An 18070-nucleotide genomic window follows, 5' to 3' on the forward strand; every position below is an offset into this window, starting at 1 on the left:
GAGCCTTCTGCGGATCTGTCCCACCGTCGGCGGTTGACCTCAGCCTGACGGCTCCCGGAGTCACCCGGTCGACATCTGTGGAGGAAGTCGATCAGATGAGCAAAGAAGGTAAAAGCCGCAGGTTAGCCCAGCCTTTCCTTGCTGGCGGACAGGGAAGGGGAGAGCTACTGTCAGGGTTGTTCAAAAGTAGAACTCGTCCAAAGTTAGCTTTGGCTTAGCTTGCTGGGGGAACCTCATGGCCCTGATCGACACCGAGGCGGCACTCCACGAGGCGCACCGCGACAACCACACCCACCGCGACGTCAACGGAGGCTGGCTGCGCCCCGCCGTCTTCGGCGCGATGGACGGCCTGGTCTCCAACCTCGCCCTGATGACCGGCGTCGCCGGCGGCTCCGTCAGCCAGCACACCATGGTGCTGACCGGGCTCGCGGGCCTGGCCGCCGGTGCCTTCTCCATGGCCGCGGGCGAGTACACCTCCGTCGCCTCCCAGCGCGAGCTGGTCGAGGCCGAGCTGGACGTCGAGCGGCGGGAGCTGCGCAAGCACCCGCAGGACGAGGAGGCCGAGCTGGCCGCCCTGTACGAGGCCCGGGGCGTGGACGCCGACCTCGCCCGGCAGGTCGCCCGCCAGCTCTCCCGCGACCCCGAGCAGGCCCTGGAGATCCATGCCCGCGAGGAGCTCGGCATCGACCCCTCCGATCTGCCCTCCCCGCTGGTCGCGGCCGTGTCGTCGTTCGGCTCCTTCGCGCTCGGCGCCCTGTTCCCGGTGCTGCCCTACCTGCTGGGCGCGAGCGCGCTGTGGCCGGCGGTGCTGCTGGCACTCTTCGGGCTCTTCGCGTGCGGTGCGGTGGTGGCCCGGGTGACCGCGCGGACCTGGTGGTACAGCGGACTGCGCCAGCTCGCCCTCGGCGGGGCCGCGGCCGGTGTGACGTACGTCCTGGGCAGTTGGTTCGGAACGGCCGTAGGATGAGTCGGCTGGTACTTATGCGTGGGGCCGCATACGTAGCCGTTACTCGCTGGTTTCGACCGCATGACCATCGGGCATGAGCCGTAAGCGCTGTGGGCAATGACGCCCGAGGCGCACCCCTGGAACGGGCGAGGACGCCCCTTCCGCCCCCCGGACCGACGGACACCGATCTGTCCCCCTCGGTCCCCCACAGCCTTTGTGCCGCCCGGTGCGGCGCCTCGTCGCCACCCCCCGACGTCCGCATGGTGGAACGGATTATCCCGCTTCCCGAGAAACGCTCCATCATGTAACCTGCACGAAATTTTGCACTCACGCAGAGGGCCAACGTCGTCCCTCGGCACTGCACATGCCACTTGACGACGACGGGAGAGCCGATGCGTACGCCGCGCCAGCCGTCCCAGCACTCCGCGAACGGCCAGCACTGGTCCTTCATGGATGCTCGCCCTGCTGCGCAGGGTATGTACGACCCCCGCAACGAGCACGACGCGTGCGGCGTCGGTTTCGTGGCCACCCTCAGCGGTGAGGCGAGCCACACGCTGGTCGAGCAGGCGCTGACCGTACTGCGCAACCTCGAGCACCGCGGCGCCACCGGCTCCGAGCCCGACTCGGGCGACGGCGCGGGCCTGCTCTCCCAGGTGCCCGACGCCTTCTTCCGCGAGGTGGCCGGATTCGAGCTGCCCGAGGCCGGCTCCTACGCCGTGGGCATCGCCTTCCTGCCCCAGGGCGACGCCGCGGACGCCGTCTCGCGCATCGAGACGATCGCCGCCGAGGAGGGCCTCACGGTCCTCGGCTGGCGTGACGTCCCCGTCGCCCCCGAGCTGCTCGGCGCCACCGCCCGCTCGACGATGCCCGCCTTCCGGCAGCTCTTCGTCGCCGACGGCACCAGCCGCGACATCGCCCTGGACCGCAAGGCGTTCGTGCTGCGCAAGCGCGCCGAGCGCGAGGTCGGCGTCTACTTCCCGTCGCTGTCCGCGCGGACCCTCGTCTACAAGGGCATGCTGACCACCGGCCAGCTCGAGCCCTTCTTCCCGGACCTGTCCGACCGCCGCTTCGCCTCCGCGATCGCGCTCGTGCACTCCCGGTTCTCCACGAACACCTTCCCGTCGTGGCCGCTCGCACACCCGTACCGGTTCGTCGCGCACAACGGTGAGATCAACACCGTCAAGGGCAACCGCAACTGGATGCGCGCCCGCGAGTCGCAGCTCGTCTCCGAGCTGTTCGGGTCCGAGGAGAAGAGCCTGGAGCGGATCTTCCCGGTCTGCACCCCGGACGCCTCCGACTCCGCCTCCTTCGACGAGGTCCTGGAGCTGCTGCACCTCGGCGGGCGCTCGCTGCCCCACTCGGTGCTGATGATGATCCCCGAGGCCTGGGAGAACCACGCCTCCCTGGACCCGGCCCGGCGCGCCTTCTACCAGTACCACTCCACGATGATGGAGCCCTGGGACGGCCCCGCCTGCGTCTGCTTCACCGACGGCACCCAGGTCGGCGCCGTGCTCGACCGCAACGGCCTGCGCCCCGGCCGCTACTGGGTCACCGACGACGGCCTCGTCGTCCTCGGCTCCGAGGTCGGCGTCCTCGACATCGACCCCGCGAAGGTCGTCCGCAAGGGCCGCCTGCAGCCCGGCCGGATGTTCCTCGTGGACACCGCCGAGCACCGCATCATCGAGGACGACGAGATCAAGGCCCAGCTCGCGGCGGAGAAGCCGTACGCCGAGTGGCTGGAGGCCGGCGAGATCGAGCTGTCCGACCTGCCCGAGCGCGAGCACATCGTGCACACCCACGCCTCGGTCACCCGCCGCCAGCAGACCTTCGGGTACACCGAGGAGGAGCTGCGCGTCATCCTCGCCCCGATGGCCCGCACCGGCGCCGAGCCGATCGGCTCCATGGGCACGGACTCGCCGATCGCGGCCCTGTCCGAGCGCCCGCGGCTGCTCTTCGACTACTTCACCCAGCTGTTCGCCCAGGTCACCAACCCGCCGCTGGACGCGATCCGCGAGGAACTGGTCACCTCCCTGCGCTCGTCGCTGGGCCCCCAGGGCAACCTGCTGGACCCCACCGCCGCGTCCTGCCGGTCCGTCGTGCTGCCCTTCCCGGTCATCGACAACGACGAGCTGGCCAAGCTCATCCACATCAACGCCGACGGCGACATGCCCGGCTTCAAGGCCGCGACCCTGTCCGGCCTGTACCGGGTGCACGGCGGCGGCGACGCGCTGGCCGCGCGGATCGAGGAGATCTGCGCCGAGGCCGACGCCGCGATCGAGAACGGCGCCCGGCTGATCGTGCTGTCGGACCGCCACTCCGACGCCGAGCACGCGCCGATCCCCTCGCTGCTGCTCACCGCGGCCGTCCACCACCACCTCATCCGCACCAAGCAGCGCACCCACGTGGGCCTGCTGGTCGAGGCCGGCGACGTCCGCGAGGTCCACCACGTCGCCCTGCTCATCGGCTACGGCGCCGCCGCGGTCAACCCGTACCTGGCGATGGAGTCGGTGGAGGACCTGCTGCGCGCCGGCACCTTCCTGAACGGCCTGGAGACCGAGCAGGCCATCAAGAACCTGATCTACGCCCTCGGCAAGGGTGTGCTGAAGGTGATGTCCAAGATGGGCATCTCCACCGTCGCCTCCTACCGCGGCGCCCAGGTCTTCGAGGCCGTCGGCCTGGACCAGTCGTTCGTGGAGAAGTACTTCAGCGGCACCGCCACCAAGATCGGCGGCGTCGGCATCGACGTCGTCGCCCGCGAGGTCGCCGCCCGCCACGCCAAGGCCTACCCGGCTTCCGGCATCGCCCCCGCGCACCGCGCGCTGGACATCGGCGGCGAGTACCAGTGGCGCCGCGAGGGCGAGCCGCACCTGTTCGACCCGGAGACGGTCTTCCGCCTCCAGCACTCCACGCGCACCGCCCGCTACGACATCTTCAAGAAGTACACGGACCGGGTGAACGAGCAGTCCGAGCGCCTGATGACGCTGCGCGGCCTGTTCGGCTTCCGGTCCGACCGCCCCTCGATCCCCGTCGAGGAGGTCGAGCCGGTCTCCGAGATCGTCAAGCGCTTCTCCACCGGCGCCATGTCGTACGGCTCCATCTCCCAGGAGGCGCACGAGACCCTCGCCATCGCCATGAACCAGCTCGGCGGCAAGTCGAACACCGGTGAGGGCGGCGAGGACCCGGAGCGCCTGTACGACCCGGCGCGCCGGTCCGCCATCAAGCAGGTCGCCTCCGGCCGCTTCGGCGTGACCTCGGAGTACCTGGTCAACGCGGACGACATCCAGATCAAGATGGCCCAGGGCGCCAAGCCCGGCGAGGGCGGCCAGCTCCCCGGCCACAAGGTCTACCCGTGGGTCGCGAAGACGCGGCACTCGACGCCCGGCGTCGGCCTGATCTCGCCGCCGCCGCACCACGACATCTACTCCATCGAGGACCTCGCCCAGCTGATCCACGACCTGAAGAACGCGAACCCGCAGGCGCGGATCCACGTGAAGCTGGTCTCCGAGGTCGGCGTCGGCACGGTCGCGGCGGGCGTGTCCAAGGCGCACGCGGACGTGGTGCTCATCTCCGGCCACGACGGCGGCACCGGTGCCTCCCCGCTCACCTCGCTCAAGCACGCGGGCGGCCCCTGGGAGCTCGGCCTCGCCGAGACCCAGCAGACGCTGCTGCTCAACGGCCTGCGCGACCGGATCGTCGTGCAGACCGACGGCCAGCTCAAGACCGGCCGCGACGTGGTCATCGCCGCGCTGCTGGGCGCCGAGGAGTTCGGTTTCGCGACCGCGCCGCTCGTCGTCTCCGGCTGCGTCATGATGCGCGTCTGCCACCTGGACACCTGCCCGGTCGGCATCGCCACCCAGAACCCGGTGCTGCGCGACCGCTTCGCCGGCAAGGCCGAGTACGTGGTCAACTTCTTCCGGTTCATCGCCGAGGAGGTCCGCGAACTGCTGGCCGAGCTGGGCTTCCGCTCCATCGAGGAGGCCGTCGGCCACGCCGAGGTGCTGGACGTCGAGCGCGCCGTGGACCACTGGAAGGCCCAGGGCCTGGACCTGGCCCCGCTGTTCCACGTGCCCGCCCTGCCCGAGGGCGCGGTGCGCCACCAGGTCGCCGCCCAGGACCACGGCTTGGAGAAGGCGCTCGACAACGAGCTGATCCGGCTCGCCGCCGACGCGCTGGCCGCCGACTCGGCGCACGATGCCCAGCCGGTGCGTGCCCAGGTCGCCATCCGCAACATCAACCGCACGGTCGGCACGATGCTCGGCCACGAGGTGACGAAGAAGTTCGGCGGCGCGGGCCTGCCCGACGACACCATCGACATCACGTTCACGGGCTCGGCCGGCCAGTCCTTCGGCGCGTTCCTGCCGCGCGGTGTGACGCTGCGCCTGGAGGGCGACGCCAACGACTACGTCGGCAAGGGCCTGTCCGGCGGCCGGATCGTGGTGCGCCCGGACCGGGCCGCCGACCACCTCGCCGAGTACTCGACGATCGCGGGCAACACCATCGGCTACGGCGCGACCGGCGGGGAGCTGTTCCTGCGCGGCCGCACCGGTGAGCGGTTCTGCGTGCGCAACTCCGGTGCGCTGGTGGTCTCCGAGGGCGTGGGCGACCACGGCTGCGAGTACATGACCGGCGGTCACGCGGTGGTGCTCGGCCCGACGGGCCGCAACTTCGCGGCCGGCATGTCCGGTGGTGTCGCCTACGTCATCGACCTCGACCGCGACAACGTCAACGTCGGCAACCTGGAGTCGGTGCAGGCGCTCGACGAGGCCGACCAGCAGTGGCTGCACGAGGTGGTGCGCCGCCACCAGGAGGAGACCGGCTCGACCGTGGCCGGCAAGCTCCTGGCCGACTGGGACACCGCCGTCCAGCGCTTCAGCAAGATCATCCCCAGTACGTACAAGGCAGTGCTCGCCGCCAAGGACGCCGCCGAGCGAGCCGGTCTCTCCGAGTCCGAGATCACCGAGAAGATGATGGAGGCGGCGATCAATGGCTGACCCGAAGGGCTTCCTGAACCACGGCCGTGAGGTCGCCAAGACCCGTCCCGTCGCCGAGCGCGTCAAGGACTGGAACGAGGTCTACGTCCCCGGCTCCCTGCTGCCGATCATCAGCAAGCAGGCCGGCCGCTGCATGGACTGCGGCATCCCGTTCTGCCACAACGGCTGTCCGCTGGGGAACCTGATCCCCGAGTGGAACGACTACGCCTACCGCGAGGACTGGTCGGCGGCGTCGGAGCGGCTGCACGCGACCAACAACTTCCCGGAGTTCACCGGTCGGCTGTGCCCGGCCCCCTGCGAGTCGGCGTGCGTGCTCGGCATCAACCAGCCGCCGGTCACCATCAAGAACGTCGAGGTCTCGATCATCGACAAGGCGTGGGAGACCGGGGACGTCGCCCCGCAGATCCCCGAGCGCCTGTCCGGCAAGACCGTCGCCGTCATCGGCTCGGGCCCGGCGGGCCTGGCCGCCGCCCAGCAGCTCACCCGGGCCGGCCACACGGTCGCCGTGTACGAGCGCGCGGACCGCATCGGCGGCCTGCTGCGCTACGGCATCCCCGAGTTCAAGATGGAGAAGCGGCACATCAACCGGCGCATCGAGCAGATGCGCGCGGAAGGCACCCGCTTCCGCACCGGCGTCGAGGTCGGCCGCGACCTGAAGGCCACGGACCTGAAGAAGCGCTACGACGCGGTCGTCCTCGCCGTCGGCGCGACCACGGCCCGCGACCTGCCGGTGCCCGGGCGCGAGCTCAAGGGCATCCACCAGGCCATGGAGTACCTGCCGCTGGCCAACAAGGTGCAGGAGGGCGACTTCGTGACGCCCCCGATCTCGGCCGAGGGCAAGCACGTCGTGGTCATCGGCGGCGGCGACACCGGCGCGGACTGCGTGGGCACCGCCCACCGCCAGGGCGCGGCGTCCGTCACGCAGCTCGAGATCATGCCCCGCCCGAACGACGAGCGGCACCCGACGAACCAGCCCTGGCCGACCTTCCCGATGCTCTACAAGGTCACCAGCGCCCACGAGGAGGGCGGCGAGCGGATCTACTCCGTCTCCACCACCCACTTCGAGGGCGACGAGGACGGCAACGTCCAGTGGCTGCACCTGTCCGAGGTCGAGTTCGTCGAGGGCAGGCTGACCCCGAAGCCGGGCACCGAGCGCAAGATCCCCGCGCAGCTCGTCACCCTGGCCATGGGCTTCACCGGCACCGACCGGGAGAACGGCCTGGTCGAGCAGTTCGGCCTGGACCTCGACGAGCGCGGCAACATCGCCCGCGACGCCGACTTCCAGACCAACGTGCCGGGCGTGTTCGTCGCCGGTGACGCGGGCCGCGGCCAGTCGCTCATCGTGTGGGCGATCGCGGAGGGCCGCTCGGCCGCCCGCGGCGTCGACCGGTTCCTGACCGGCGCCAGCGACCTGCCGGCCCCCATCCGCCCGACGGACCGCTCCCTGATGGTCTGAGGCCCCTGAGACGTCCCGTACAACGGCGTACGGAACACCCGGCGCCTGCCCCCCTGTCCCCGACCGGACGACCGGGCAGGCGCCACGCCTTTTTCCGCCGTCCCCGGCCGGTTTCTGTGGCAGGTTGGGCACGGCAGGCGCCGGTGGGGACGGCGCGGTGGACGAACGGGGCGGCGCACGCCGGCCGGTCGCGGAGGGGTGGGGTCATGGCGGCGATCAGTCTCAGCAAGGTGGAGGAGACCGCGCCGGCGCTGGTCGACCTGTACAAGTCGGCCGCGGTCAGCCTCACCGAGCACCGGCTGACCGGGGAGCGGGCCGCGGTGTACCTCGTGGTCGACCACTCCGGTTCGATGCGGCCGTACTTCCGCGACGGCAGCGTGCAGGCGCTCGCCGACCGGGTGCTGGGGCTGTCCGCCCACCTCGACGACGACGGGCGGGTGCCCGTGGTGTTCTTCTCCACCGACATCGACGCGGTGAGCGAGATCGCGCTCGACGACCACGAGGGGCGCGTCGCGCGGATCGCCGACGGGCTGGGGCACATGGGGAAGACCAGCTACCACGCGGCGATGGACGCGGTCATCGACCACTACCTCGACAGCGGCGCCACCGCGCCCGCCCTGGTGGTGTTCCAGACCGACGGCGGCCCGATGAGCAAGCTTGCCGCCGAGCGCTACCTGTGCAAGGCGTCGACGCTGCCGCTCTTCTGGCAGTTCGTCGGCTTCGGCGACCGGGGCAGCCGGCAGTTCGACTTCCTGCGCAAGCTGGACGAACTGCCGGTGCCGGCCAAGCGGGTCGTCGACAACGCCGGTTTCTTCCACGCCGGTCCCGACCCGCGCGCGGTCTCCGACGCCGAGCTGTACGACCGCCTGCTGGACGGGTTCCCGCAGTGGCTGGCGGCCGCGCGGGCCCGGGGGATCGTCACCGGGTGAGGGTGGGCGGTCAGCCCGGCAGGGCGACCCCGTCGAGGAAGGCCCTGGCGGACGGCTGACGTCAGGTGTCGCACTCCAGTACCGTCCGGCACAGCCCGCACCGCGCCCGTATCCGCCCCCGCACCGGTACCCGGACGCGTGCGTGGCAGGTCGGGCAGGGGAACGTCACGCGCAGCGGGCCGGGGGAGTCCGGTGTGAACGTGTACGGGGCGTCCGGTGCCGGGCCCGGGCGGTGGTCCTGGGCGTGGCGGCGGTCGCGGGCGTAGCGTCGCCGGCCCGCCCAGCCCGCCGCGGTCAGCGGCGGCCGGCGCTCGTCGGCGCGGGCCCGCTCCAGCCCCCGTGCGTACGCCTCGTACGCCTGCGGACTGGTGAACCAGGCCGACGGGTCCTCCCCGAACACCAGCGACCGCTTCGCCAGCACGTACCCGAACTCCTCCGGCGTGAGGTAGCCCAGCTTCTGCGAGGACACCCCGTCCTCCCGGAACGCGTCCAGCAGCAGCCAGCCCGCGCCCAGGTACGTCGTGGCCGTGTCGGTGAGGATCTCGTTGTCCCGGGTGCCGGGGAAGGAGAGGTCCACCCGGTGCAGGTACACGTGCGCGATCTCGTGCGCCAGGGCCGCGCCGATGTCCCGGCGATGGGTGCGGAACCGGTCGTTCAGCTCGACGAAGTACTCGGGGCCCGCGGTGAGTTCGATGTTCGCCGCGTGCTCCATCCGCCGGAAGCCGACGACCAGCCGGGCGTCCGGCAGCCGGTAGTGCCGCACCAGCTCGCGCGCCACCCGCTGCGCCCCCAGGTACAGGTCGTCGGTGTCGCAGAACGCCACGTCGGCCGGCGCGACACTGGTGTCGAACGCGTGGATGGTGTCGTACGACAGCCGCTTGTACAGCGCGGTGATCGCCGCCCGCACCGTCTCCAGGTGGGGGTAGCCGCGCTCGACCGGTCCGCCGTCCGCCACGCCCGCACCCCCAAGCCAGCCGTGCACCCGCTTTCCACTCTACGGCGACGCACTAGGGTGAACGCCCATGACCACCAGCACCACCGGAACCGGTGACGTCGAACCGGCCGTGCGCGAGGAGCTCGCGCGGCTGCGGGAGAGCATCGACAACATCGACGCGGCCGTCGTCCACATGCTCGCCGAGCGCTTCAAGTGCACGCAGCAGGTCGGCCACCTCAAGGCCCGCCACCAGCTCCCGCCCGCCGACCCGGCGCGCGAGGCCCGCCAGATCGCCCGGCTGCGCGCGCTCGCCGAGAGCGCGAAGCTCGACCCCGCCTTCGCTGAGAAGTTCCTCAATTTCATCATCGCCGAGGTGATCCGCCACCACGAGCGGATCGCCGACGACGCGGTCGGCGGGCCGCCCGCCACCGGCGGCTGACCTGCGCTGATCCGCCGGACGGGCGCGAGGGACGAGCGGGCGGACCACCGTCGGAAACCGGCCTCGGCGGGCACCGATCGTGAGCCCGCGGGCACCCACCGTCAGGGGGCCGACGTAAGCTGGTGGCCCCGCCGCGGGAGGGACGTGGGTCATGCCGGATGCCAGGATCCTCATCGTCGACGACCACAGGGACACGCGGTACGCGCTGGAGAGCGCGCTCGCCCCGCTGGGCCACCGCCTGTGCTGTGTCGCCGGCGGCGACGAGGCCCTCAAGGAGGTGCTGCGCGGCCGGGTCGGGCTGGTCCTGCTCGATGTGTGCATGCCCGACGTGAGCGGCCTGGACGTGGTGCGCTACCTGCGCCGCCTGGAGCAGACCCAGCACATCCCGGTCGTGCTGCTCACCGGCTTCGGCCTCGACCCCGCGCTGACCTCGGAGGCCTTCGCGCTCGGCGTCGCCGACCTGCTGCCCAAGCCGGTCGACCCCGGGTCCCTGCGCACCAAGGTCCGCTACCTGTACGACGCCCACCAGCGGCGCCTGGCCCTGGAGCGGGAGGTGCGCGGACTGCGCGCCCTGGTCGAGGCCGGCGCCGCGCCCGGCCCCGGCCCGGACGGCACGCGCGCCGCCCTGCCGGCCCCGCCCCGCCCGGACGCCCGCGTCCCCGCCGTGCCCGCCGTCCCCGCCCAGCGCGACCCGGCCCGACGGGACGCGGAGCGGCACGGCACGGAGCGGCACGGCACGGAGCAGTGCGACACGGCCTGACGGCGCGCCGGCCCGCCGCGCCCGCTCCCGCACGGGAAGGGACATAGCGCGCGTACCGGTCCGGCCCTGTGCCCGGACCACACCATCAGGCAGCATGTCGTCCATGTCCGTACTGACGCGCGACGAAGCGCAGACCCGTGCCCAGCTCCTCGACGTCCACCGCTACACCATCGAGCTCGACCTGACCGGCGGTGACGAGACCTTCGCGTCGTCGACCGTCGTCCGGTTCACCGCGCGCACGGGCGCGGACACCTTCGTCGAGCTCAAGCCCGCCGAGCTGCACTCCGTCACCCTGGACGGGCAGCCGCTCGACCCCGAGGCGCTGGACGGCAACCGCCTGCCGCTGAACGGCCTCACGGCCGGCGAGCACGAGCTGCGCGTCGAGGCGACCATGCGCTACTCGCGCACCGGCGAGGGCATGCACCGCTTCACCGACCCCACCGACGGCGAGACCTACCTCTACACCCAGCTCTTCATGGAGGACGTCCAGCGCGTCTTCGCCGCCTTCGACCAGCCCGACCTCAAGGCCGTGTTCGAGCTCACCGTGAAGGCCCCCGAGGGCTGGAGCGTCCTCGCCAACAGCGTCACCGAGCACCTGGGCGACGGTACCTGGCGGGCCGCGCCCACCCCGCTGATCTCCACCTACCTCGTCGCCGTCGCCGCCGGCCCCTGGCACTCCGTGCGCACCGAGCACCGCGGGCTGCCCTTCGGCCTGCACTGCCGCCGCTCGCTCGCGCCCCACCTCGACGCGGACGCCGACGAGCTGTTCGAGATCACCCGGCAGTGCTTCGACCGCTACCACGAGAAGTTCGAGGAGCCCTACCCGTTCGACTCCTACGACCAGGCGTTCGTCCCCGAGTTCAACGCCGGCGCCATGGAGAACCCGGGCCTGGTCACCTTCCGCGACGAGTTCGTCTACCGCTCCGCCGTCACCGACACCGAGCGGCAGACCCGCGCCATGGTCGTCGCCCACGAGATGGCCCACATGTGGTTCGGCGACCTCGTCACCCTGCGCTGGTGGGACGACATCTGGCTGAACGAGTCGTTCGCCGAGTACATGGGCTACCAGACCCTCACCGAGGCCACCCGCTTCACCGACCCGTGGACCGAGTTCGGCGTCGTCCGCAAGCCCTGGGGCTACGACGCCGACCAGCGCCCCTCCACCCACCCGGTGGCCCCCGACGCCGTCCCCGACACCGCCTCCGCGATGCTCAACTTCGACGGCATCTCCTACGCCAAGGGTGCCTCCGCGCTGCGCCAACTGGTCGCCTGGCTCGGCGAGAAGGACTTCCTCGCCGGCATCAACGTGCACTTCGCGCGGCACCGGTTCGGCAACGCGGCCCTCGCCGACTTCATCGACTCCCTCGCCTCCGCCACCGACCGCGACGTCCACGCCTGGGCCGACGCGTGGCTGCGCACCACCGGCGTCGACACGCTCGTGCCCACCGTCAGCGGCACCAACGGCGACCGCCTGCTCACCGTCGAGCGCACCGGCAGCCGCCCGCACCGCATCTGCGTCGGCCTGTACGACCAGGACCTCTCCGACGAGGGCCGGCTGGTGCTGCGCGAGCGCGTCGACGTCGACGTGCCCCAGAGCGCCCCGCAGCCCATCGGCAAGAAGCCCGCGCTGCTGCTCCTCAACGACGGCGACGTCACCTACGCCAAGATCCGCTTCGACGCGGACTCCTTCGAGGCGGTCCGCACCGGGCTGTGCGGGCTGCCCGACCCGCTGACCCGCGCCGTCGTCTGGAGCGCCCTGCGCGACGCCGTCCGCGACGGCGACCTGGCGCCCGCCGCCTACCTGGAGGTCGCCCGCACCCACCTCCCGCACGAGCGCGACCTCGCCCTCGTCCAGGGCGTGCTGTCCTTCGCCGCCGGGCAGATCGCCGACCGCTACGTGGCCGCCGAGGACCGTCCGGCCGCGCTCGCCGGCCTCGCCGCGCTGTGCCGGGACCTGATCCGGCGCACCGAGGACGGCGACCACCCCGGCCTGCGGCTGGTCGCCGTGCGGCACTTCATCGACGTGGCCGCCCACCCCGACACGATCGCCGCCTGGTTCGCCGACGGCATCGTGCCCGGCGGCCCGGAGCTCGACCCGGACCTGCGCTGGCGCGTCCTCGGCCGGCTCGCCGTGCTCGGCGCGACCGACGAGGCCGCCATCGCCGCCGAGCTGGAGCGCGACCCGTCCGCCACCGGCCAGGAGGGCGCCGCCCGGTGCCGCGCGGCACTGCCGGACGCGCAGGCCAAGGAGCGCGCCTGGGAGGCGATGTTCGTCCGGGACGACCTGTCCAACTACCTGTTCACGGCCACCGCGCAGGGCTTCTGGCAGCCCGAACAGGCCGACCTGCTCCGGCCGTACGTGGCGCGCTTCTACGACGACGCCGTCGGCCTCGCCGCCCGCCGGGGCACCGCGATGGCCGAGGCGGCCGGCCGCTGGGCGTTCCCGGCCCACGCGGTGGACGAGGAGACCCTGCGGCTGGGCGAGGCGTGCCTGGCCCGGGACGAGGCCACCCCGGCCCTGCGCCGCAAGCTGGTCGACCAGCTCGACGACCTGTCCCGGGCGCTGCGGGTCCGCACGACGTCGGTCTGATCCCTCCCGCCGCTCGTCACAGGGCACGGCCCCCGGCCGTGCCCTGTCCCATATCCCGGCCGGGCCCCCCAGGGGTGCCCCGGGCGGGGCAGTACCCCCTTTCGGGTTCTGATCGCCGGGGTTCGCGGGCGCGGCGGCATGTGATGCGTACACGCTGGAAGCGTCCCGTACGCGTCGCTCCCGGGAGGACGACCATGAGCACGCCGCCCCTCGCCTCGGGCCCCGAAGGCACCCGCGCCTTACGGGCGTTGCTCGGCGTCGTGCTGGACGCGCTCGCCGAGGGGGACCGTGCGCGGGGCGGCCCGCTGCCCGCGGGCGGGCCCGGTCCCGTCGACGCGCGGGTCCGGGACGCGCTGCCCGAGGACGGCGACCCCGGTGCGCTCGCCGCGCTGGTGCGGGTGCTCGCCGAGGGCTCCGCCGACCCGGCCGACCCCCTGTGCGCGGCGCACCTGCACTGCCCGCCGCTCGCCGTCGCGGTCGCCGCCGACCTCGCCGCGGGCGCCCTGAACCCCTCCCTCGACTCCTGGGACCAGGCCCCGGCCGCCTCCGCGCTGGAGGCACGGGTCACCCGGGCCCTCGCCCGGCACGCGGGCCTCGCCGACGCCCTCGTCACCACCGGCGGCACCGAGTCCAACCAGCTCGCCCTGCTGCTCGCCCGCGAACGCCAGGGGCCCGCCCTGCGCCTGGTGTGCGGGGCCAACGCCCACCACTCCCTGCCGCGTGCCGCCTGGCTGCTGGGCCTGCCCGAGCCGGTGGTGGTGCCCGCCCCGGCCGGCACGCTCGACCCGGCCGCCCTGGACGCGGCCCTCACCGCCCTGCCGGGCCCCCTGCTGGTCGCCGCGACCGCCGGGAGCACCGACGCCGGCCTGATCGACCCGCTCCCCGACATCGCCGCCCGGTGCGCCGCCCACGGCGCCCGCCTGCACGTCGACGCCGCCTACGGGGGCGGCCTGCTGTTCAGCGAGCGGCACCGCGCGAAGCTGGCCGGGCTCGACGCCGCCGACACCGTCACCCTCGACCTGCACAAGCTGGGCTGGCAGCCGGTCGCCGCCGGACTGCTCGCCGTCCGCGACCCGGACGACCTCGCCGCGCTCCACCAGCGCGCCGACTACCTCAACGCCGACGACGACACCGAGGCCGGCCTGCCCGACCTCCTCGGGCGCTCCCTGCGCACCAGCCGCCGCCCCGACGTGCTGAAGGTCGCCGTCACCCTGCGCACCCTGGGCCGACGCGGACTCGGTGCGCTCGTGGACCGGGTGTGCGCCCTCGCCGAGGAGTTCGCCGGCCAGGTCGCCGCCCGGCCCGGCCTCGCCCTGTACGACCGGCCCGTGATCAGCACCGTGCTGTTCCGGCCCACCCGCGCCACCGACGACGCCGTCGCCGCCGTACGCCGCCTGCTGCTGACCGACGGCCGCGCCGTCCTCGGCCGGGCCCGCCTCGACGGCCGGCTCTGGCTCAAGACCACCCTCCTCAACCCCCACACCCGGCCCGACGACCTGGCCGCACTCCTCGACCTGGTGGAAGGAAGCACCCCCAGATGACCCCCGCCCCGGACCCGTCCGCCGCCCCCGCGGCCCCCCGCCGCGCCCCCGACAGCCCCCGTGACCTCGTCGGCGTCGGCATCGGGCCCTGCAACCTCTCCCTCGCCGCCCTCGCCCAGCCGCTCCCCGAACTCGACGCCGTCTTCTACGAGCAGCGCCCCGGCTTCGCGTGGCACCCCGGACTGCTCCTCGACGACGCCCGGGTGCAGGTGCCCTTCCTCGCCGACCTGGTCACGCTGGTCGACCCCGCCAGCACCTGGACCTTCCTCAACTACCTGAAGTCCCGCGACCGGCTCTTCCCGTTCTACTTCGCCGAGCGCTTCCACCTGCACCGCGCCGAGTACGACGCCTACTGCCGCTGGGTCGCCGAGAACCTCCCCGGACTGCACTTCCGCCACCAGGTGGACGCCGTGCGCTGGAACCCCGAGCGCGAGGCGTTCGAGGTGGACTTCACCCGGCTCGACGCCGACGGCGAGGCCGAGTCCCTCGGCCGCACCTACACGCGCAACGTGGTCCTCGGCGTCGGCACCGAGCCGTACGTCCCCGAGCCGCTGCGCCCCCTCGTCGACGCGCCCGGGGCGCCCGTCGTGCACGCCGCCGACTACCTCGCCCACCGCGACGCGATCCTCGCGGCCGGCCACGTCACCGTCGTCGGCTCGGGCCAGACGGGCGCCGAGGTCTTCCTCGACCTGCTGCGCCGCCGCCCGGCCGGCCGTGAGTCGCTGCACTGGATCGGCCGCACCGAGGCGTTCGCGCCCATGGAGTACTCCAAGCTCGGACTGGAGCACTTCACGCCCGACTACACCCGCTACTTCCACGCCCTGCCCGAAGCCGTGCGGGACCGGCTGGTGGCCGCCCAGTGGCAGCTCCACAAGGGCATCGACGCGGGCACCCTGGCCGCCGTCCACGACGAGCTGTACCGGCGCACCCTGCACGGCGGCTGGCCCGACGTCGTCCTCACCCCCGGCGTCCGCGTGCGCACCGCGGGACGCCTGGCCACCACCAAGGTCGAACTCCACCTGGAACACGTCCAGCAGGACGCCCGGTCCCGGCTCACCACCGACGCCGTGGTCCTCGCCACCGGCTACCGCGAACGCCCCCTGGAGGGCGTCCTGGCCGGCCTCGACCCGTACCTGCGCCGCGACAGCGCCGGACGCCCGCGCGTGGACGAGCAGTTCCGGCTGGTGCTCGACCCGTCCGTCACCGGCGCGGTGTTCGTGCAGAACGCCGAGCGGCACACCCACGGTGTCGGCGCCCCCGACCTGGGACTGGCCGCCTGGCGCAGCGCGACCGTCCTCAACACCCTGACCGGCAAGGAGACCTACCCCCTGCCCGGCCGTACGGCCTTCACCACCTTCGGCCTGGACCCGCACCCGCGGGTCCCGCCGCAGGGCGCGAAGGCCCCGGCCCTCACCCCGCTGACCGACGGCGTATAGCCCCCGGCCCCGGGACCTCCCGCACGGCGGCTAGAAGACCGGCGTGCCGTTGCGCGTGAGCTTCCAGTCCACCGACGCGAAGTCCTTCGGGTCCAGCACGCCCTTGGCGGTGACCCACTCGGCGATCCGGGTGCGGATCTCCGTCGACTCCGACCACAGCTCCTGGGCCGTGGCGACGTGGGGGAACGCGCCGCCGCCGTTGGCACGGTAGTTGTTCACCGCCAGCACGAACTGCTGCGCGTCGTCCAGCGGGGCGCCGCCGTAGGTCAGGTTCTTGATGCGGGAGCCGGCCGGCTGGGCGATGTCGATGTCGTACGACAGCCCCGACACGTAGTCGTAGTTGTAGTCCGGGCGGCCGCCGAAGTTGGTGAGCTTCTCCACGTCGACCACCGCGTCCGCGGGGGTCTGCACGAAGTACTGCGCGGAGTACTCCAGGTACGCCCGCACCTGCGCGCCGGTCATCAGCTTGGCGACCAGCGTGTTGTCGTAGACGTACAGGCTCGACAGGTCCCGGATGGTCACGTCGCCGGCCGGGATCTCCGAGGTGCGGGAGAACGGCGACGCCTGCGCGATCACCGGCAGCGAGGCGTACGCGGTGCCGGCCAGGGCCGCCTTGACCACGTCCTCCTGGACCTTGGTGATCAGGTCGATGATCGGGGCGTCCTTGTAGCGGGCCTCGACCGTCGTCAGGGTGGCGGTCGCGGTGCCCACCACCTGGTTGACGTACGCGACGACCTTGGCGTGCTCGTCGCTCAGCAGCCGGGTGATGCGCGGGTCGTCCGGCACCGAGTTGGAGTTGAGGACCTTCGCCGAGACCGACTCCACGCTCCAGCGGCCCTTGTCGAAGACCAGCTCGACGTCGAACAGCGACAGCCGCTCGGCGAACGCCAGCGGCTCCGACAGCACGACCGTCCGGCCCGTCTTCTCGTTGACGACCTTCAGCTCCGGGATCTCCAGGTGGGCGTGCCCGACCAGGATCGCGTCGATGTCCGGGACCAGCCGGGCCACGTTGGCGGCCGCGTTCTCCACGTACGGCACCTGGTCGCCGTACGACGACGTCCCCGACGTGCCCGAGTGCGCCGAGACCACGACCACGTCCGCGCCCAGCGACTTCAGCTTCGGCACCCACTTCGCGGCCTGCTCCTCCAGGCCCTCGAACTTCAGCTTGCCCTGCACGTACGCCTTGTCCCAGATCGCGATGCCCGGGTTGGTCAGGCCCAGCACGGCGACCTTGACGGGCCTGGCCCCCGGCACGTGGAACGTCTTGATGAAGTAGGGCGGGAAGGCGGGCCTCAGCGTCCTGGCGTCGACCGCGTTGGCGCCGAGCAGCGGGAAGTCGAGCTGGTCCTCGAAGGTGCGCAGGGTCTCGATGCCGTAGTTGAACTCGTGGTTGCCGAGCGCCGCCGCGTCGTAGCCGATGGCGTTCATCGCCTGGGCCATCGGGTGCACCGGGCCGCCCTCGGCGGTGATCGGGTCGACCTTGGCGTAGTAGTACGTCAGCGGGGTGCCCTGGATCGTGTCGCCGGCGTCCAGCAGCAGCGTGTTGCGGCGGCCCTTCTCGGCGCGCACCTGGTTCACCAGGGTGGAGATCCGGGCCAGTCCCTGCGCGTTGCCCGCGGCGTCCTTGTACTCGGCGTCCTTGTAGTAGTCCCAGTTGAAGACGTGGCCGTGCAGGTCGGTCGTGCCCATCACGGTCAGCGCGTAGCCCTTGGGCTGCTTCGGCTTCTTGCCGGCCGGCCCGTCCGCGGCCTGCGCCGCGGGAGCCGCAGCCGCGCCCGCGACCGCGACCCCGGCCCCGGTGGCGGCGGTCTTCTTCAGGAACTTCCGGCGGTTCAACGGCATGTCTCGGGCTCCTCGGACGTACGGTACGACGCGCGTAGATCAGCGCGCGTAGATTCTGACCCGTGCATGACCGGCCGCAACAGGTCCACGAGGTTGCGATCTGGTGACCTGTCTCACCCGGACGGCCGAGAAGAACCGCGGAAAAAACGAAAAAGCGCCGCCGAAATGCTCATCGGAGCGCCCGGTCGCACAATTCAACAATTGTC

11 protein-coding genes are annotated in these 18070 nt (G+C 72.4%); 9 read left to right on the forward strand and 2 right to left on the reverse strand.

The features are described 5' to 3' along the window. Positions 1 to 235: 235 nt before the first annotated feature. The 4 genes from E4U92_RS12595 to E4U92_RS12610 all read left to right on the forward strand — a co-directional run bounded on the left by E4U92_RS12595 (position 236) and on the right by E4U92_RS12610 (position 8322). The gene (locus E4U92_RS12595) at positions 236 to 967 is read left to right on the forward strand and encodes a VIT1/CCC1 transporter family protein (protein WP_137300420.1); all 732 of its coding nucleotides are present in this window, start codon (positions 236 to 238) and stop codon (positions 965 to 967) included. A gap of 371 nt (positions 968 to 1338) precedes the next feature. Then, on the forward strand, positions 1339 to 5937 hold the full coding sequence (gltB, locus tag E4U92_RS12600) for a glutamate synthase large subunit (protein ID WP_174863820.1): 4599 nt from the start codon (positions 1339 to 1341) through the stop codon (positions 5935 to 5937). Beyond that, positions 5930 to 7393, forward strand: coding sequence for a glutamate synthase subunit beta (locus E4U92_RS12605; protein WP_137300421.1), 1464 nt, complete (start codon positions 5930 to 5932; stop codon positions 7391 to 7393). Before gltB ends, E4U92_RS12605 begins: the two co-directional genes overlap by 8 nt. A 206-nt stretch (positions 7394 to 7599) precedes the next feature. Next, positions 7600 to 8322 (forward strand): vWA domain-containing protein, encoded by a 723-nt coding sequence (locus tag E4U92_RS12610; protein ID WP_137300422.1) that lies wholly within the window; start codon positions 7600 to 7602, stop codon positions 8320 to 8322. A 61-nt stretch (positions 8323 to 8383) separates the two neighbouring features. Here the strand turns inward: E4U92_RS12610 and E4U92_RS12615 are convergent, their stop codons facing one another. Then, entirely contained in the window at positions 8384 to 9277 is an 894-nt protein-coding gene (locus E4U92_RS12615; protein ID WP_137300423.1) for a hypothetical protein, read from the reverse strand. Between the two features lie 67 nt (positions 9278 to 9344). On the opposite strand from E4U92_RS12615, the gene E4U92_RS12620 reads away from it, so the two are divergent. From E4U92_RS12620 to E4U92_RS12640, 5 genes are all read left to right on the forward strand, one after another. Beyond that, a complete protein-coding gene (locus E4U92_RS12620; RefSeq protein ID WP_137300424.1) occupies positions 9345 to 9695 on the forward strand; it encodes a chorismate mutase in 351 nt (116 codons plus the stop codon). 151 nt (positions 9696 to 9846) lie between these two features. Next, positions 9847 to 10455, forward strand: a complete 609-nt coding sequence (locus E4U92_RS12625; RefSeq protein WP_137300425.1) for a response regulator — start codon at positions 9847 to 9849, stop codon at positions 10453 to 10455. A 103-nt stretch (positions 10456 to 10558) separates the two neighbouring features. Then, on the forward strand, positions 10559 to 13045 hold the full coding sequence (gene pepN, locus E4U92_RS12630) for an aminopeptidase N (protein ID WP_168725100.1): 2487 nt from the start codon (positions 10559 to 10561) through the stop codon (positions 13043 to 13045). A gap of 194 nt (positions 13046 to 13239) precedes the next feature. Then, positions 13240 to 14586 (forward strand): pyridoxal phosphate-dependent decarboxylase family protein, encoded by a 1347-nt coding sequence (locus tag E4U92_RS12635; protein WP_137300427.1) that lies wholly within the window; start codon positions 13240 to 13242, stop codon positions 14584 to 14586. Then, a complete protein-coding gene (locus E4U92_RS12640; RefSeq protein ID WP_137300428.1) occupies positions 14583 to 16022 on the forward strand; it encodes a lysine N(6)-hydroxylase/L-ornithine N(5)-oxygenase family protein in 1440 nt (479 codons plus the stop codon). The genes E4U92_RS12635 and E4U92_RS12640 overlap by 4 nt, the downstream gene beginning before the upstream one ends. 30 nt (positions 16023 to 16052) lie before the next feature. On the opposite strand, the gene E4U92_RS12645 is transcribed toward E4U92_RS12640, so the two are convergent. Then, positions 16053 to 17864, reverse strand: coding sequence for a bifunctional metallophosphatase/5'-nucleotidase (locus tag E4U92_RS12645; protein ID WP_137300429.1), 1812 nt, complete (start codon positions 17862 to 17864; stop codon positions 16053 to 16055). Between the last annotated feature and the right edge of the window lie 206 nt (positions 17865 to 18070).

Origin of the sequence: Streptomyces galbus, from assembly GCF_005280195.1 — a bacterium.
Classification (GTDB): domain Bacteria; phylum Actinomycetota; class Actinomycetes; order Streptomycetales; family Streptomycetaceae; genus Streptomyces; species Streptomyces galbus.

Excerpts from the sequence above, each read along its gene's own strand:
- E4U92_RS12595 (WP_137300420.1), top strand. The coding sequence starts at position 236 with ATGGCCCTGATCGACACCGAGGCGGCACTCCACGAGGCGCACCGCGAC.
- gltB (WP_174863820.1), top strand. The coding sequence starts at position 1,339 with ATGCGTACGCCGCGCCAGCCGTCCCAGCACTCCGCGAACGGCCAGCAC.
- E4U92_RS12605 (WP_137300421.1), top strand. The coding sequence starts at position 5,930 with ATGGCTGACCCGAAGGGCTTCCTGAACCACGGCCGTGAGGTCGCCAAG.
- E4U92_RS12610 (WP_137300422.1), top strand. The coding sequence starts at position 7,600 with ATGGCGGCGATCAGTCTCAGCAAGGTGGAGGAGACCGCGCCGGCGCTG.
- E4U92_RS12620 (WP_137300424.1), top strand. The coding sequence starts at position 9,345 with ATGACCACCAGCACCACCGGAACCGGTGACGTCGAACCGGCCGTGCGC.
- E4U92_RS12625 (WP_137300425.1), top strand. The coding sequence starts at position 9,847 with ATGCCGGATGCCAGGATCCTCATCGTCGACGACCACAGGGACACGCGG.
- pepN (WP_168725100.1), top strand. The coding sequence starts at position 10,559 with ATGTCCGTACTGACGCGCGACGAAGCGCAGACCCGTGCCCAGCTCCTC.
- E4U92_RS12635 (WP_137300427.1), top strand. The coding sequence starts at position 13,240 with ATGAGCACGCCGCCCCTCGCCTCGGGCCCCGAAGGCACCCGCGCCTTA.
- E4U92_RS12640 (WP_137300428.1), top strand. The coding sequence starts at position 14,583 with ATGACCCCCGCCCCGGACCCGTCCGCCGCCCCCGCGGCCCCCCGCCGC.
- E4U92_RS12645 (WP_137300429.1), bottom strand. The coding sequence starts at position 17,864 with ATGCCGTTGAACCGCCGGAAGTTCCTGAAGAAGACCGCCGCCACCGGG.